Genomic DNA, 17,059 nt, shown 5'->3' with positions numbered 1-17,059 from the left:
TCTGCAGGTTTTTCTTTTATTTCAGATTATTCTAGTTCTTTTTCTTCACTTTACTGGCTTTTACCTTTTTCACCTCATCTTTAATGAAAGGATATTTTTTCTGCATATCCTTTGCTAAAGAAGGATCAAGTTCCAATGCTTTTTGAAGAGATTCAAAACCTTTATCCTGATCTTTCAGATTGTAGTAGCAATTGCTCAGCTGATAAAAAAGTTCTGCTCTGTAATGCTTTTTTATGGCTCTGTTCAAGACTGTTACCGCATCTTCATACTCTCCTACCAACATCAAAACTTCTGAATAGGCATACCAGTTGTAAAACCTTGAAGGTTCTGCATCTACCAGTTTTTTAAGACAGGAAAGGCTTTCTTCAAATTTTCCTGAATCAATGAATAAGAACGCTAATCTCTTTTGATAATCAAGATTGTTTTCATTCAGCTGGGTAGCTTCTTTGGCAAAATGCAATGCTTCAGACATTCCGCCCATTTCTTCGTAAAGATAAGATTGTTCCATCATGGCAAGATAAAACTGAGGGTCCTCTCTTAATGATTTCTGGAATGCATTTAAAGCTAAAATAGGCTGTTTTAAGGCCTTATTGCATAATCCGATCTTATAAAAAGTAAATGCCTTTGTGTATTCCAGTTCCAGCATTTCTTCATACGTTTCGATCGCCTTCTGGTATTGTCCCAAAGCTTCATAACAAGCTGCTTTATTGGCATATACTCCTACAGAGTTTGAGTTGATTGCCAGTAAATAGTCGTAGCCTCTTATCGCTTCATCATAATTTTTTCTGTTAAAATAGAATTGTCCGTATTCAAACCAGGCGGTTTCAGAATAAGGGAATTCATCTAAATATTCATTAAGAAAGGCAATAGCCTCCTCGCTCTTATTCAGGTCACTGAAGCATACCATAGCATTTTCCAGCGAATATTCATCCGTAGGATCTTCCTTCAGTGCTTTTCTGTAATGTTTAAGAGCGTTAAAAGGATCTCCGAGATTCACATATTCGTCCGCAATAAAGTTGTGGAGAAAGTTTTCTTCTTCCTCTAATGTCAAAGCTTTTTTGCAGATTTCAATGGATTTTCTGGGATTTCCTAGGTTCGAATAATACTTGGCGTAACAAACCAAAAAGTCTGTATTCTCCATAGAAGCGCCTTTCAGTTCGTCAATAAGTTCTTTCGCCGTATTATAGTCTTCCCATTCCAGAAGGATTTCAAGTCTTTTGATCTTAATATCCAACGAATTAGGGTGAAGCTTCAGTCCATAATTAACAGCCATGTCAGCGTAATTAAAATCACCAAGCTCCAAATAATAAACAATGATATCTTCCAACTCTTCTGTATCAAAGTAGAATTCATCATTGTTTTCCATCATTTCCTCGAACTTTTTTACAAGTTCATTTCCAAAATACTCTTCCAATAGTGTCCTCTTTGTCGGCCTGATGTCTGAATTTGCTTACAAACCTCGGCAAACGTTTAATTAATAATATATCTGAAACTGATATTCAAATATTTATGCAAAGTTGCAACTTTTTTTTGAATATTCCATTTCATAAATTTCTATTATAAAAATAGTAAAAAAAGAAAACCGATAAAAGGATTGTGGATAAAAAAACGGAAATTGGGGTTAAATTCTTATGACCAGGCGTTTTCCACTTTGTATCTCAGCATTCCATACGGTTTCGATATTTTTAATATCAACATCCTGTGTTTCCATTTTAATTTTTCCTTCTGCTGCTGCCTGAAACATTTCAGGGATGATTTTTGAGAACAGGAGGTGAGATTCTTCTTTCGTCCAGCTTCCCAATCCCGATCCGGAAATCTGAATATCCGTTCCTCTGAGAATCTGTGAAGACAGCTGTATAGTATCTCCGCTCATCCCCCCGATCGTTACAAGTTTTGTTTTGTGGGAGAAGGTTCCGTCACCTTTAAGGGCAGACAATAACATTTCTACAGAATGTCCCCAGATATAGTCTATGATAGCATCTATAGGGGTTACCTTATGAATTTCTTTTATTTTTTGCTTAAAATCATGATCTTCCAGCCTGAGTGAAATCACCTCATCGGCACCTAATTCAAGTAAAGACTGCAAAGATTCTTCATTTCTTCCGGTAACGATGATCTTACCAGCTCCGTATAATCTGGCCATCTGAACAGCTATTCTTCCTGTAATTCCTGTTGCTCCGTTAATCAGAATGGTATTTCCCGGTTGCAATCCTGCTTTGAATTTTAAGGCCATTGCAGATCCCATTACTGCATTGGGTAAGGCTGCTGCTAAAGAAAAATCCAGTTCTTCAGGAATTGGAATGATCATTTTTTTATCAGCCACGGCCTTTTCCGCTATCGTCCCTTTTTTGCTGAAAAAATACACTTTATCTCCGTTTTGAAGATATCCTGCTCCATCTGTTCCGATAACTGTCGGCTGGTGTTCATGGTTTTCGGTTGAATAGTGATTTCCACATGCTCTGGCTCTGTCGAGGTTTTTAATTGACGCTGCTTTTACAGAAATCAAAATTTCATTGTCCTTTACTTCAGGGGGCGGAAAATCTGCATATTGTGGAATACTTCCTTTTTCAAATACTACTGCTGCTTTCATTCTTTTTAATTTTTACACAAAATTAGGAGGGAAGAAGGCTGCGAAGCGATAACATTTGTTATGAGTTTTGGATTTTGGGAAAGGAAGCTGGGGGTTTATAAAGACGGTAATAGAGTTAAAACAGTTAAAACGCTGCGGTCGCTAGGAAACATAATATTGTTATTAGTATTTGTTCGCAAGGGCACTTCGTTCAGCAAAGAATAGCAACCTTTGCTGAGTGGAACGCCTTTGCGATCGTATTCAACAATACATATTATTCTTTGCGAACATTGCATTTAAGATGAGTCAGAATTTATGCAGTTTCTTTTTAAACTTCCGGCTTCCGGCTTCCATCTTCCCGCTTATTTCAGTCTTTCTTTCAAGATTTTGCTCTTGATCCTACTAAGATGTACGGTTGTAATTCCAAGATAGGAAGCGATATAATGCTGCGGAACTCTTTTGATAATTTCCGGTTTTTGCCTGACAAGATTCAGGTATCGCTGCTGTGGTGAGTCTTTAATAAATGAAAAGAAATGTTTCATATAATCGAATACCCTTTCAAAAAGAGCATCCATAAAGAAATTTCTGAGCTCTGGATTTTCATAAACTTCTTCTAAGAAAGCTTCCACATCAGGTTTGTTGATTCTGTATAAAATACACGGTTCTATGGTCTCGAACGACACCATACTCGGCAGGCCTTTTTTAAAGCTTTCAAGGGATGAAAACATGGTACTTTCAAGAAAAAACTGGAATGTTACATCTTTTCCGTCGTTATTGTACCAGGCTCTTACCATACCTTTTTCAATATAATAGGCATTACAGGACACCTCGCCTTCTTTTAAAAGCAAAGTTTTGGAAGGAACTTCCATGCGTTCGAAACTGCCCAGAAATTTTCTCCACTTTTCTTTGGGGAAAGGAAATCTGTCTTTGATATGTTCAAACATTTCTGATATAAAAAAGAACGGACAATATGCCCGTTCTTCCCGTATGTTTAGATTAAACTCTTGATTTTAGCAATGATATCATCTCCTAACTGATCGGCTTCTTCCTGAGATTGAGCTTCAGTATAAATTCTGATGATTGGCTCTGTGTTGGATTTTCTAAGGTGAACCCAGTTGTTTTCAAAGTCTATTTTTACACCATCTACTGTAGAAACTTCTTCATTCTGGTATTCCTGCTCCATTTTGCTTAAGATCGCATCTACATCAATCTCCGGTGTCAGCTCTATTTTCTTTTTACCCATGAAATAGCCCGGATATCCTGCTCTCAGTTCAGAAACAGTTTTGTTTTCTTTGGCTAAATGCGTTAAGAACAGTGCAACTCCCACTAAAGAGTCTCTTCCGTAATGTAAATCAGGGTAGATAATTCCTCCGTTTCCTTCTCCTCCAATGACTGCATTTTTCTCTTTCATCAAAGTAACAACGTTTACTTCTCCTACAGCACTTGCAAAGTATTCTGAGTTGTGAGTCTGTGCCACATCTCTCAAAGCACGGCTTGAAGAAAGATTGGAAACAGCTACACCGTTTTTATGTTTCAGTAAGTAATCTGCAACGGCAACCAGGGTGTATTCTTCTCCAAACATTTCTCCTTTTTCATCAATCAGGGCCAATCTGTCTACATCCGGATCTACAACGATTCCCAAATCTGCATTTTCTTTCTTCACCAATTCGCAGATATCTCCCAAATGTTCTTTTAAAGGCTCAGGATTGTGTGGGAAGTGGCCTGTAGGCTCACAATATAATTTAACGGTTTCACAACCTAATTTATCTAAAAGCATTGGAATAGCAATCCCTCCTGTAGAGTTTACCGCATCCAGAACAACCTTAAAGTTCTTCGCTTTGATGGCATCCACATCTACCATTGGCAAATCCAGGATCTGCTGAATATGGATATCAAAAGCATCGTCTCTTGTTTCATATTTTCCAAGGTCATCAACTTCTGCATAGTTGAAGTCTTCACTTTCTGCAAGAGCCAGAACTTCAGCACCGTTTTCACCGCTGATGAATTCTCCTTTTTCGTTTAATAATTTAAGGGCATTCCATTGTTTTGGATTATGAGAAGCGGTAAGGATAATTCCTCCGTCTGCATTCAGCTCAGGCACCATTACTTCAACAGTCGGAGTTGTAGAAAGGCCAAGATCTATCACATTAATCCCCAATCCCTGTAATGTAGCTGTAACTAAGGAAGAAACCATTTGGCCGGAAATTCTGGCATCTCTTCCGATGATAAGAGTAAGATCTTTTTTGTTTTTATTATTTTGAAGCCAGGTTCCGAAAGCGGATGCGAATTTTACAACATCCAGGGGTGTTAAGTTATCATTTACTTTACCACCAATGGTTCCGCGAATTCCGGAAATAGATTTTATTAATGACATGATGTTTTTTAATTTATTTTGTTTTCTCTAAATTTTCCAACGCAAAGATACTTAAAAGACCCTTCAACTTATAAAACCGGAATCTTTTTTTGGACTTTATCATAGGTATTTTTCACAACTTTCGGTGGCGCAAAACGATACCCTATATATAACAGTCCATAAAGGTTATTATTCTCTACACTCTGGCTGTTTTTCTGATCGTAGGCATAGCTTTTAAAATTTATTTTACCTCCGAACAGAAACCGGTCAGTATTATAACCCACATGAAGACCGCCCTGCATTCTTATAGTTGCATATTGGGCATTTTGTTTTGTTGATCCGTTATCAAGCTCTCTGTAACTGGAGAATTTACCTCCAATCCCAATAGCCAGATGAGGCGAAATATTTACTTTTTTTCCAATAACCCAATTATAGAAATATCCCATGTTTCCTCCTATATTGTATTGTATTTCTTTGTTTTTTACTCCGTCAATCATATTTCTGAAAATGGTAAGATCATAATCTATAAACGGTACCCAGCTTCCGCTGCTTTTCTTCTGCCATTCTCCTTGTGTATAGATACTTCTTGATGAAAAATTTTTATTAAGAACATAGGATGTAGACCCACCAAAGGTTTGTACCCTTAAATCCGGAAACTGAATATAGGGATCTCGTCCTTCCTGCCATTCCGGAGACAAGTCTTTCATGTTTTCCACATAAAAGCCTTTTACATTTTTATAATAAACATTTTGAATAAATCTTCCCGGAAAAAATCTGAAGCTTAAATCGGAGTAAGAACTTTTCCCTTTCATTTCATCATCATTATTTCCCTCTAAAAATCTGGGAGCAAATGATATTGTCGCACTTATTATTCTATAATCAATTGAAAACGATGTTTTCGTTTTATTGTTGATAGACAGGTCCATATTGAACGCATTCTTACCTTCTCCTGATGAGAAAACATAGCTTTCAATATTGGTATCAAGATTCACACGAATCATTACCTTGTCTGCGTAAGACTTGGTATTTATGGTATCTGTTTGTGCCTTTCCGAAAATGCCCAGTAAAGAAAATACTATTAATGATCCTGCTTTTAAAAAGTTCAACCCGAATAATTTATATTAGAAAAAATGAAATTACTACATTTTTTTCAATATCCGGTGAACCCAATATTAAGAACAGCCGCAATCTTTGTCGCAGTGGGTTCTTTTGGAGCTGAACTTCTTTGGAGCGAAATTCTTTTTAAGTACTTTAACTAAAGAGTAACAGGCGAATGCTACAATTAAAAAAATAAGTACGTACTGAATAATTAATGATGAGTCCATTACTTTAAAATCTGATATACTATCATCGACACAAAATATGCCAAACCTGTCATCATGACTACCTGAAAACTGGTCCATTTCCAGCTTTTGGTTTCTCTGTAGACTACTGCAAGTGTAGAAACACACTGCATTGCAAATGCGTAGAAAAGAAGCACCGAAATTCCGGTTGCAAAACTGAAGACTTTTTCTCCGTTGGGTTTTACATCTCTTCTCATTTTATCAATTACTTTCACTTCCGGAGCATCATCTTCCAGGCTATAGAGCGTAGACATTGTTCCCACAAAGACTTCTCTTGCCACGAAACTTGTAAGAATTCCTACACCCATTTTCCAGTCGTAACCAAGAGGAGCAATTACAGGTTCTATTCCTTTACCCATTTTAGCAAGGTAAGAATGATCCAGGTGAACGTCTGTGGCTACAAACTCGTTTGTTTTTTGGCTTGGCCCGAAATAGCTTAAAAACCAGATAATGATACTTACGATGAAAATTATTTTTCCGGCTCCCGTAATGAATTCCCATACTTTTCCTAAAACCATTTTAAAATCATATCCGAAAAGCGGCTTTTTATAAGCAGGAAGATCCATTACGAGATATGTTTTTCCTTTGCTTTTAATAAATCTTTTGAGAATTGATGCGGAGAATAAAGCGACCAGGAAGCCAAGAAGATACATCCCCATCAATACCAGTGCCTTATATTTTATTCCTAAAAATGTTCCTTCTGAAATAATCAGTCCGATAATAATACTGTATACCGGAAGTCTCGCAGAGCATGTCATAAAAGGGGTTACCAATATCGTAAGCAATCTTTCTTTTACATTTTCAATATTTCTTGTAGAGATCACCGCCGGGATCGCACAGGCAGTCCCTGACACAAGGGGAACGATACTTTTTCCGTTAAGCCCAAAAGGACGAAGTAATCTGTCCATCAGGAATACTACTCTTGCCATATATCCTGAATCTTCAAGCAGATAAAGGAAATACAGGAGAATTCCAATCTGTGGAGCAAAAACCACAATTCCTCCGATTCCGGGAACAATTCCATTTGAAATTAATGAATTAATGGGGCCTTCAGGAAGATGTTCGCTTGTAAATGCGGCCAGCCAGGAGAATGTATCTTCAATCCAGGTCATCGGGTATTCCGCAAGGAAGAAAACACTTTGGAAAATAATCAGCAGAATTGCTAAAAAGACTACATAACCCCAGAATTTATGAACTAAAACTTTATCCAGTTTTTCGGTTAATAATTCTTTGAACTGAGCCTTTTTAGAGATGACATCAGCCAGAATTTTGTCCACATTCTGATACCTTCTTACGGTTTCCTGTACCTGCAGCCTTTTCGGTACTAAGCTTTTAGAATCAGGTTCATTCAGCTGTTCCATAACAGAGCCAATTCTTCCAAGATCTGTGCCCAGTGAAAGGCTCATCCATGCTTTATATTCGTTATCGAAACCTTTATGTGCTGCCAGTTTCTGAATAAAATCTCTGTGTTCATTCGGGGTTTCGAAAGAAACTTTATCTGTTTTTACAAACTCGTTATTATAAACAGCTTCCCTTACTGTATCAATTCCGATCTGTTCTTTGGCATTGGTCTGAATAATTTTTATCCCTAATGCTTCGGAAAATTTTTGAATATCGATGGTAATTCCTCTTCTTTCTGCCTGGTCAATCTGATTAACAATCAATATCATAGGAATTCCAAGATCCTGAATCTGCTGAAACAGAAGCAGTCCTCTTTTTAAACTTAATGCTTCAAGAATATAAACAACTCCTGCGTAGTTTTTCTGCTCATCGATAAGGTATTTGGAAAAAATAGCCTCATCTTCTGAACTCGGGTATACACTATAAGAACCTGGAAGGTCTATCACCTCTACTTCTTCGTTTTTGTAAACATAGTTCCCCGAATGACTTGCAACGGTAACGCCGGCGTAGTTCCCGGTCTTCTGCTTTTTGTTGCAAAGCGTGTTGAAAACCGTTGACTTTCCTACATTAGGATTCCCGACTAAAAGTATCTGTTTTTTCTTGTTTTCCTGCATTAATTCAATTCTTCAACAATGATGTAATCTCCTTCTTCCTCACGAAGAGCAATCCGGCTTTTTTCTGCTCCAAATTCTACATACATTGGCCCGCTGAACGGAGCCTGATACAAAATTCTGAAAATGGTCTCCGGAAGAAGTCCCATTTCAATAATTTTATTGGGCATTTTAAGATGGTCGTTATCATATCCCAATATCTTCCCCATTTTGTTTTTAGGGAATCCACTTAATTTATGTAATCCTTTCTCTTTCAAAGCCTAATTTTTAGTCCTGCAAATATACGCTATTTAAATTTAATCTAAATAACGTTTTAGCATAAAAGAAATCACCCCAAACACATTGCTGTATCTGGGGTGATTCAAAATATAATTTAGTTGATATGAAGTCTTATTTTTTCTTCTTGTCAGAAGGCTGTTCTTTTTCTATTGGATTGTCGTTAGCATTGTAAAAATCCTTATACTGCTTTTCCTGCTTTTTCATCATATCTCCTACCGTCCCATCCATTCCAGGGATGGTTTTAGACATCATTTCCTGTGTCATCATAGGTCTTACAGAAGAAAACGGATCTTTTTTAAAGTCATTAAAAGTTTTTTCAAATTTTTCTCTTGTTAACTCATTTACTTTTCCTCCTGAAGCGTGCATTAAATTTTCAATGTAAGAGAATTCCGTATAATCTTTCACTTTTTTATTTCCCTGCAATACCCAAGAGTAATTTTTATCAGCATCTTCAATTTTTACAATTAAACCGGGAAGCCCGTAAAACTTATAAGGTCCGTCCTGAAATGGAATATCTGTACTAAACCAAGCAGTCCAAGTTCTTCCTGCAAAATCAGTTGTCGCCTTTTGTGCGTTATATTCTCCTATTTTTTGTTTATCAGCCAAGATATTCCAATTGAATTTTAATTCTTCACTATAACCAATATTTGTTGGAGTAAATCCGTTAGCTATCTTATCCACGTATTGTACTTTCATACTTGGGTAAGACTTATATATTCTGGATGAAATTTTTGGTGTTTTAAGAGATTTTGAAAAGTCTCTCATCATTCCTGATTTCTTAATTGCTTCCATTTCAATTTTCATGATAGAATCTTGAGCAATCACTGTATAATCCTGATAAATAGATCTGTTTTTATCTGTAATATCTAAAATTGTAATGACTTTATCCAATTTTGCTGAATCTTTCTTAGGCTTAAAAGTCAGTTCATAAAAGAAACGGTTGGCTGTTTCTTTCGACTCCTGAGCGCCTGCAAAAGCAAACAGAGTGATCAAAAATATAGAGAATAACTTTTTCATTGTAACAAGTTTATATAATTAGTAATCATATGTCTTCTTTTGTTACAGTTTTTTTCAAATTTTATTTTCCAGTAAAAATATTCTTCCTTTTCAATCTTTACTACTTAAAAAATTATGATTCTGTTAGAACAGTTTCATTTTTAAAACGCTTACCTTTAAGTTTCTAAAAAACAAAATATTATGGACACTTTATCTCAATTAAAATCCGAACTGGAGGGAGAATTTCAAACCACAAAAAAATTTATTGAACTATTCCCTGAAGGGAAAAATGATTATGCTCCGCATGAAAAAAGTATGAAAATGATGCCCCTTGCCACCCATCTTGTAGAAGTTTTTGAATGGCCGAACACAATTTTAAAAACTTCTGAACTGGATTTTGCCAAAGGAGACTACAAACCTACCGTTCTTTCTACAAGAGATGAACTGATGAAAAAACTGGAAGATGATTACCAGTCAGCAAAAACAGCATTAGAAAACAGTACAGAAAACGATCTGAATCCCAGCTGGACGATTAAAAATGACGGCCATGAGCTGGCAAGCTGGAGCAAATATGGGGCAATACGCCATGCCTTAAACCAGATTACTCATCACAGGGCTCAGCTGGGAGTGTATTACAGATTGAACAATATTCCTTTGCCGGGAAGCTATGGGCCTTCAGCAGACCAGCAAAGTTTTTAATTAACATCTCAATATATCTCAACAAAAAACCAATCCACATGGATTGGTTTTTATTTTATTTAAAGTTGAATTTTACAGTAAACATCACTTGACTAGGGCGGAGTTGCATACTTCTTTGTGTGATATTTGTATTATCAATATCGATTCTTTCAAACACTTTCTTGTCTGCAATATTCATCCATTTTAGTTCAAAGTCAACTTTCTTTTTAGTCCATGAGAACTGATACGAAAGATCAAAGAAACCATTGTTATATTTTACATCTGCAGATTTTGAATTGATCTGATCCCAGTAAAATCCTATAGTATGATTCTCTAACGGATAAAAGAAAATGTTCAGGTTATGGTTATACCCTTCTGTCTTTCCTTGATTTCCTGTAAGGAAGATGTTAGATGTTTTATTCCATGTTTTAGAAGCATTAAAATCTACACTCATCCAAGAGAAATAGGTATTATTAAATTTAAATCCTAATGTGTTGCCATTATTTTTGTTATCAATAAGATCTGTATTTCTTATAGATTGAGATTTCGTTGTGGTATTATTATAACTGAATGATGCATTTGTTTTAAACTTCGGAAAATATTTTCCAATTTCTGCATAAAAACTGTTATTTATTCTTTTGTTTTCTTTTTCTATATATTCAATTTCACTAAATCCTGATTCATTAACTATGCTTGAGGCCAACAGGTTATTTTTTGCATCACTTAGTCTATAGCCTACATTAAAAAACAGATTGTTCAGCGGATTTCTGTACTCCAATCGTAATCCTCCATTTTTTGTATTGGTTTCCGGTATCGGATTTTTAGGATTCATTTTATTAAATCCTCCCGGACTTGTCAGAATATACCCTGCATAAGCGGTCTGAATATCTCCGAAATTATTGCTGATTCCTCCATTCAAACTGGCTTTAAAGAATGAAGCAAATGAATATTGCGCAAAAACATTAGGGGTAAATGTAACCTTGTTTAAAGATTTTGAAACATTTCTAAATGCATCTTCGGCTTTAATATTATTAAAATTAACAGGAAAACTTGAAAATAAGCTCCATGATTCAGATTTATAATTAATTCCCACAGAAGCAGATGGATTCATTCTCGTAAATTTCAAATCATTTTCATAAATGTTCTGATTAAAATTTGGTGGAACATCATTTTGAACAGAAGGATTTGGAATTGCTTGTCCATCAAAGTTTGTCGTCAGTTTATCTGTAGAAAAGTCAAATCCTACCTGCGGAGTAAATGTCCACCCTTTTGAGGAGAAACTGACATTGGCAGAATGCGATGTATCTAAAGATTTTATTCTGAACTGTTGTAATACTGAAGTGCCCGGTGCAAAATTTACAATACCATATTGATCTTTTTCATTCGGGTCATTGGGGTTTGCCTTTGGAAGTTTGTATGGCAACTGTAAATAACTCGCAGGAGAAATTTCTAAAATCTGCTTATCATTCTGATAGCTGATATAGGATTTAAAATTTACCATCTTTTCTTTCCAGGGTATAATCGTACTTAAAGAGTTCTGGAAAGATGTTGTAGGTGATTCTAAAGCTTCGTTTCCTATTCTGTAACCTTGCTTATCATTTCTTTCGGCAAAAGCCCTATCTGCATTCCAGAATTGAGAGAATGTTGTTGTGTTTTTGAAAAATCCTTTTTTAGCATTTTTTGTAAAGATCAATTCACCTTTTAGTTTGTCTGTATAAAAATTGTTTAAAAATCTGGTTGTGTATTGTGTTCCTTGCTGGATATCTCTGGTAACACTATTCGACTCTCTTTCTACTGCATTATTAGTATAGTTTGCATTGGCTTTAAGTTCCCATTCTTTCTTTTTATCAATATTGGTAAGATAATTGGCTGACAAATAATGAACGCTGTTCATCAAATATCTTTTTACCGGAAGATCAGGCACGGATGCATTCTCTACACTCAGCCAGTTATTTTGAGAAATATTACTTCTTCTTCCTTCCCATGAACTTCCAAATGCCAGAATATTCCCTTCATTTTCAACCTGTTCCCCCATGTTGTTGGTTTTATAATTGACTACCCATTGGCTTTTTTGTCCGAAAAACATGGGAGTCAGTTTTACATTCCAAAGCCATGGATCTCCAAAACCGGTTCCTACCTCACCTCTACCTGTCATCGTGACAGAGTTTTTAAGCTTGATATTGATAGCTGCCTGATCAGAAGGCACTTTGTCCTGAAGTATTTTTACCGGCTGGTGGTTCTCCAGAACTTCTACTTTCTGTACGGCATCTTTTGGAAGAGAGTTGTTGATGGTTCCATAACCTCCTTCCATAAGGTCTTTTCCATTGACGTAGAATTTATTGATGGCATTCCCCTGGTAAAGAATTGTTCCGTCCTTGTTTACTTCAATTCCCGGAATCTTTTTCATTACATCAGCAAGTGTTCTGTCATTTTTACTGTTGAATGCTTTAAGATCATAAGAAATGGTGTCACCTCTGGCGGTAATCATTTTGGTTTTCAGCTGTACTTCTTTAATTTCTGTGGCTTCAGACTGCATTTTAAAGTTCAGAGTCTGATCGCTGTTACTGATTTGCTTTGTAAGAGGTTTCTGATTGAATGCTTTCACTTTAAGATCCACATTGGATTCTCCGGAAGTGAAAGTTACTTTATATTCTCCTTTGGAGTTCGTAATAGCGTAAGCAAGAATAGCGTCTTTGCCGGGCTCTTCGATCGTCACACTGGCACTGGGTATCGCGACTCCATCATCATCGGTGATCTTTCCTGAAACCGTTTTCTGCGCAAAAGTAAGCACAGTAAAGAATAGCATCAGAAATAAAGAAATATTTTTTTTCATACTTATTATTTGCTCAATTAGTTAATGGTTATTGTTTTTTGTTACACTTTTTATAAAGATGAGTTTTACGATTAAAGGTTAAATTTTTATCACTACAAACATAGTGATAATTTTTAAATTTTTGTTTTCCTATGAAAAAGAAATATATTAAAAAAGAATCAAAACGATTCGCCCTTTTTTTTATGATATCTATTTCATGATAAGATGATCTTTGGCATATAGATTCTGCAAAAGAAGAGTTAAATTAATTTTTTATTTGTGTAACATAATATGAATAGGTTTTGTCTTAATGAAGGCATAAACAACAATTTTAAAGGGAAGTAAGAAAATTGATATTTTTACTTATTCTAAATAGGAAAATCTGATTTGAATCATAGATTAAAAAAAAATTAAACACTGGTACATACATATATATTTAATAATTTTGTAACATAAAATTTATAAAATGGGAATTATTTTAAAGCCTATAGATGTTGTAGAAGACATTTCTAAAGAAGATTTCTACGAAAAATATCTGAAGCCAAGAAGGCCCGTTGTCATCAGAAATATGGCAAAAAAATGGCCTGCTTATCAAAAATGGACGATGGAATATATGAAGGAAGTTGTAGGAGATGTGGAAGTCCCTCTCTATGACAGCTCAAAGGCAGATCCTTCGGCTCCCATCAATGCATCTGCAGCAAAAATGAAGTTTGGAGATTATATAGATCTTATCCAGCGAGAGCCAACCGATCTTAGAATTTTTCTCTTCGACCCTATAAAATATGCCCCGAAACTTTTGGAAGATTATATTTCTCCTAAAGACCTGATGGGAGGATTCCTGGATAAGTATCCGAATATGTTCTTTGGTGGAAAAGGATCAGTGACATTCCTTCACTTTGACATTGATATGGCTCATATTTTCCATACTCACTTCAACGGAAGAAAACATATTCTTCTTTTTGATTACAAATGGAAAGAAAGACTGTATCAGATTCCGTACGCAACCTATGCCCTGGAAGATTATGATATTGAAAATCCTGACTTCACCAAGTTCCCTGCACTGGATGGTGTGGAAGGAATTGAGTGTTTCCTTGAACATGGAGATACCTTATTCATGCCTACCGGATGGTGGCATTGGATGAAGTATCTGGACGGAAGTTTCTCAATTTCTTTAAGAGCCTGGGATAAATCATGGGCTGTAAAAGCACATTCCCTATGGAATCTTACTGTACAGCGTAAATTTGACGATATTATGAAGTCTAATTTCAAAAAGAAATACATGGACTGGAAGGAGAAAATGGCGATCAAAAGAGCAGAAATAGCTTTGAAAAGAGGCTTACCAAGATAAACTAAAACAGGCGTTTCCATGGAAACGCCTGTTTTAGTTTATTTATTTATTATCAATTGATTACAACACTCTGTAAACCGGATACTGCCTGAAGGTTTTCTCTTCAAAATAAGGAGAATGCCTGTAGATCCAATCCAGTTGTGCAGTTCCATCTTCGGACAGTTTTTTGTCGGACGCTTTCGCTGCTTCAAAGGCTTCTTTCAGCTTTTTATCTTTTTTCAGGAGTTCGGCAGCTGTATCTTCGAAAATATAAGCAGAATAGTATTCTTTCTGCGCCAGAATTCCATCGAAGAAATTCCAGTTGAAAAATGAATCTAATGCCTCAGGCTCAAGAGTTTCTATAATATATTTTACCCCTGGCTGATCGGTAGTAACTAGATAATCTCCTGCCGAAAACAGCAAACTTTTACGGGAAGCATCAACCGTCGTTTCAAAGTGCAGATAATGGCCTTCATAAGGGTTTTTAACGGTTTTAAAATCTTTGATTTTATAGGACTCAACAGACAAAGTGCTGTCTTTCTGCAAAGGACTCATCTGAATATTGTTTCTCTTCAATTCTTCAATTACACGATATTGTGATTGTGGAATGACATAATACTTCGGAATGGTAATATATCCCGTTGGAACAGCTGTTGTAAAAAGCTTGATGTTCTTTGTAAAAGGCTTATTACGGTCATAATACAGCCTTGGCTTCCCCGAAACTTCACTAGGTTTGTACTTTCCTTCGTAGCCCTTAAAATCCATCGTTGAAAATTTTGTGGAGTCTATTTTCCAACGGATTCCATATTGTTTTCCGGCCTGATACTGTTTTAAATTTTCAATGCGGAGCTGCTTTATGGTATGATAATCTTTATCCAAATTCTGCAGGTTCACCAACATATATTTGTAGGTAGCATCTACCCTTTTATCGTAAGGCTTCAACATATGGGTTTCCGGAACGGTTCCTAAGGAATTGAAAAGCGAAGTATATCCTGTAGAGTATCTGGGAGAGTCTTCAAATGAGGCAAATCCCACTTCCGGAACATCTCCGTGAATGTTGACGTAAGGTGTACTTTCATACCCCAGCTTTTTCATATCTTCAAGATTTTTAGCCTGATAATCATTGTAGAAGTAATTCCCCAGAGTATTGCCCAGACGTTCTTTAAAAGTAGAAATATAGGTAAACGTATATTGATAATCCGCTCCGTTGCTGACGTGATTATCAATAAAAACATCTGGTTTTAACCACTGGTAGATTTCCTGAAAGCTTCTGGCATTTTTGGATTCTGCCTTGATAAAATCTCTGTTCAGATCATAATTTCTTGCATTTCCTCTGAAACCGTACTGCTCCGGTCCATTCTGATTGGCTCTCGAGTAAGATCCTCTGTTGAGCATTCCACTGACATTGTAAGCGGAAATAGCAGCAATAATAAAGTTCTGCGGAGTTTTAATTTTTTTAGCCGCCAGATCTCTCATCAGCATCATGGTAGCGTCTATTCCGTCCGGCTCTCCCGGGTGAATTCCATTGTTGACAAAAAGAATGGCTTTGTTTTTTCTTAATTTTTCAAGGTCTTTTTCAGGAAAAGGATTATAAACCACTACATAAATGGGTTTTCCATTGTCATCTTCTCCTTTTTTAAGGTATTGAATGGTATTGAAATTTTTAGCCAGATTCTGGTAATAGCTATTCATTTCATCGTAGGTAACAGTTTGATTGCCATTCCCTTTTTCAAAAGGGGTCTGAAATGATTTTTGAGCCAAAAACAAGGTAGAACTTAATGTGAATAAAAGATATTTCAGTTTCATTGAAGTCATATTTTCAGACTTTAAAATTAATCATCTTTTGTGAGAAACGGGGATGTCTTGGCAGTCAAAATTGCAAAAGATTGAAAAGGTAAAGTTGTTTTGCAGATAAAAACCAAACAGGTTTTGAAAACCTGTTTGGTTTGTTCTCAACAGTATTAATTTCGCCCTTTTTCTTTTGGATATAAGAAAGGAAGCGGATCGCTTTGCCAGAATTCTTTGGAATCAATATCCATGATAGATAAAGATCCGGTATAAGCCGCTCCCGTGTCCATATTCCAGATATTGGCTTTGTTGGCAGGAGTTGCAATTCCTATTTCAATCGTAGGCGTATGCCCAATAAATATTTCATTGTATAATAGTAATCTCTTAGGATAAAGCTCTGAATTTTTCTGCAGTTTTTTATCCATTGCAACAGCCGTTTCCCAGAGGGTTCTGTCCCAGCGGTAATTACTGGAATACACTTCTCTTTCAGGGCCGTGCATGGAAGCGTATCCCGCATGAATAAACAACCGGTTCTGATCGTCGATATGATAGTTTTTCATCCTTTGAAAGAATTCCAGGTGAAGATCCAGATCTTCCGGGAGATAATCTTTATAGCTCTCAACAGTACTCTTTCCACCATTAAAAAGCCAAACATCAGGGTTTTGCCCGAAAGCCATCCAATCTTCGCACCATGCATCGTGGTTTCCTTTGATGAAAATACATTCCTGCTTTTTGGAGAGATCCATTAAAAAATGTATTATTTCAGAAGACTCACTCCATCCGTCTACATAATCTCCCAGGAAAATCAGCTGATCATTTGGCGTAACCTCGGCTCTTTCAAGAACCTGCCGTAAGGCTTTAAATCCTCCGTGAATGTCTCCAACCACTAATGTTCTGCTCAT

The 17,059-nt window shown here is 36.2% G+C and carries 13 protein-coding genes; 2 read left to right on the top strand and 11 right to left on the bottom strand.

Going from position 1 to position 17,059, the window contains the following annotated elements; translation table 11 throughout:
* Positions 1-31 precede the first annotated feature (31 nt).
* The 8 genes from FFS26_RS06350 to FFS26_RS06315 all read right to left on the bottom strand — a co-directional run bounded on the left by FFS26_RS06350 (position 32) and on the right by FFS26_RS06315 (position 9,573).
* A complete protein-coding gene (locus FFS26_RS06350; protein ID WP_137904583.1) occupies positions 32-1,414 on the bottom strand; it encodes a tetratricopeptide repeat protein in 1,383 nt (460 codons plus the stop codon).
* A 207-nt stretch (positions 1,415-1,621) separates the two neighbouring features.
* Positions 1,622-2,590 carry a zinc-binding alcohol dehydrogenase family protein gene (locus FFS26_RS06345; RefSeq protein WP_137904582.1) on the bottom strand — a complete coding sequence of 323 codons (969 nt, stop codon included), beginning with the start codon at positions 2,588-2,590 and terminating at the stop codon, positions 1,622-1,624.
* A 341-nt stretch (positions 2,591-2,931) separates the two neighbouring features.
* A complete protein-coding gene (locus FFS26_RS06340) occupies positions 2,932-3,513 on the bottom strand; it encodes a Crp/Fnr family transcriptional regulator (RefSeq protein ID WP_137904581.1) in 582 nt (193 codons plus the stop codon).
* A 47-nt stretch (positions 3,514-3,560) separates the two neighbouring features.
* Entirely contained in the window at positions 3,561-4,943 is a 1,383-nt protein-coding gene (glmM, locus tag FFS26_RS06335) for a phosphoglucosamine mutase (protein WP_137904580.1), read from the bottom strand.
* A 68-nt stretch (positions 4,944-5,011) separates the two neighbouring features.
* Positions 5,012-6,028: a DUF4421 family protein gene (locus FFS26_RS06330; protein WP_137904579.1), complete on the bottom strand. Its 1,017-nt coding sequence runs from the start codon at positions 6,026-6,028 to the stop codon at positions 5,012-5,014.
* A 218-nt stretch (positions 6,029-6,246) separates the two neighbouring features.
* Complete coding sequence (gene feoB, locus FFS26_RS06325; protein ID WP_137904578.1) at positions 6,247-8,280, bottom strand: ferrous iron transport protein B; 2,034 nt, start codon at positions 8,278-8,280, stop codon at positions 6,247-6,249.
* The gene (locus tag FFS26_RS06320; RefSeq protein ID WP_082798751.1) at positions 8,280-8,534 is read right to left on the bottom strand and encodes a ferrous iron transport protein A; all 255 of its coding nucleotides are present in this window, start codon (positions 8,532-8,534) and stop codon (positions 8,280-8,282) included. Before FFS26_RS06320 ends, feoB begins: the two co-directional genes overlap by 1 nt.
* A 133-nt stretch (positions 8,535-8,667) precedes the next feature.
* The gene (locus FFS26_RS06315) at positions 8,668-9,573 is read right to left on the bottom strand and encodes a GLPGLI family protein (RefSeq protein ID WP_137904577.1); all 906 of its coding nucleotides are present in this window, start codon (positions 9,571-9,573) and stop codon (positions 8,668-8,670) included.
* 180 nt (positions 9,574-9,753) lie between these two features.
* On the opposite strand from FFS26_RS06315, the gene FFS26_RS06310 reads away from it, so the two are divergent.
* Positions 9,754-10,251 carry a DinB family protein gene (locus FFS26_RS06310; protein WP_110008922.1) on the top strand — a complete coding sequence of 166 codons (498 nt, stop codon included), beginning with the start codon at positions 9,754-9,756 and terminating at the stop codon, positions 10,249-10,251.
* A 55-nt stretch (positions 10,252-10,306) separates the two neighbouring features.
* Here the strand turns inward: FFS26_RS06310 and FFS26_RS06305 are convergent, their stop codons facing one another.
* Positions 10,307-13,063 (bottom strand): carboxypeptidase-like regulatory domain-containing protein, encoded by a 2,757-nt coding sequence (locus FFS26_RS06305; RefSeq protein WP_137904576.1) that lies wholly within the window; start codon positions 13,061-13,063, stop codon positions 10,307-10,309.
* A gap of 445 nt (positions 13,064-13,508) precedes the next feature.
* Between FFS26_RS06305 and FFS26_RS06300 the strand changes: the two genes are divergently transcribed.
* Complete coding sequence (locus FFS26_RS06300; protein WP_110008924.1) at positions 13,509-14,390, top strand: cupin-like domain-containing protein; 882 nt, start codon at positions 13,509-13,511, stop codon at positions 14,388-14,390.
* 60 nt (positions 14,391-14,450) lie between these two features.
* Here the strand turns inward: FFS26_RS06300 and FFS26_RS06295 are convergent, their stop codons facing one another.
* Both FFS26_RS06295 and FFS26_RS06290 read right to left on the bottom strand, forming a co-directional pair.
* Positions 14,451-16,175: a hypothetical protein gene (locus FFS26_RS06295; RefSeq protein ID WP_137904575.1), complete on the bottom strand. Its 1,725-nt coding sequence runs from the start codon at positions 16,173-16,175 to the stop codon at positions 14,451-14,453.
* A 155-nt stretch (positions 16,176-16,330) separates the two neighbouring features.
* Complete coding sequence (locus FFS26_RS06290) at positions 16,331-17,059, bottom strand: metallophosphoesterase family protein (RefSeq protein WP_137904574.1); 729 nt, start codon at positions 17,057-17,059, stop codon at positions 16,331-16,333.

It is taken from the genome of Chryseobacterium sp. 2VB (genome assembly GCF_005503635.1).
GTDB classification, from domain to species: domain Bacteria; phylum Bacteroidota; class Bacteroidia; order Flavobacteriales; family Weeksellaceae; genus Chryseobacterium; species Chryseobacterium cupriresistens.
Note: the sequence above shows the minus strand (reverse complement) of the source record. Positions and strands in the feature narration are given on the sequence as shown.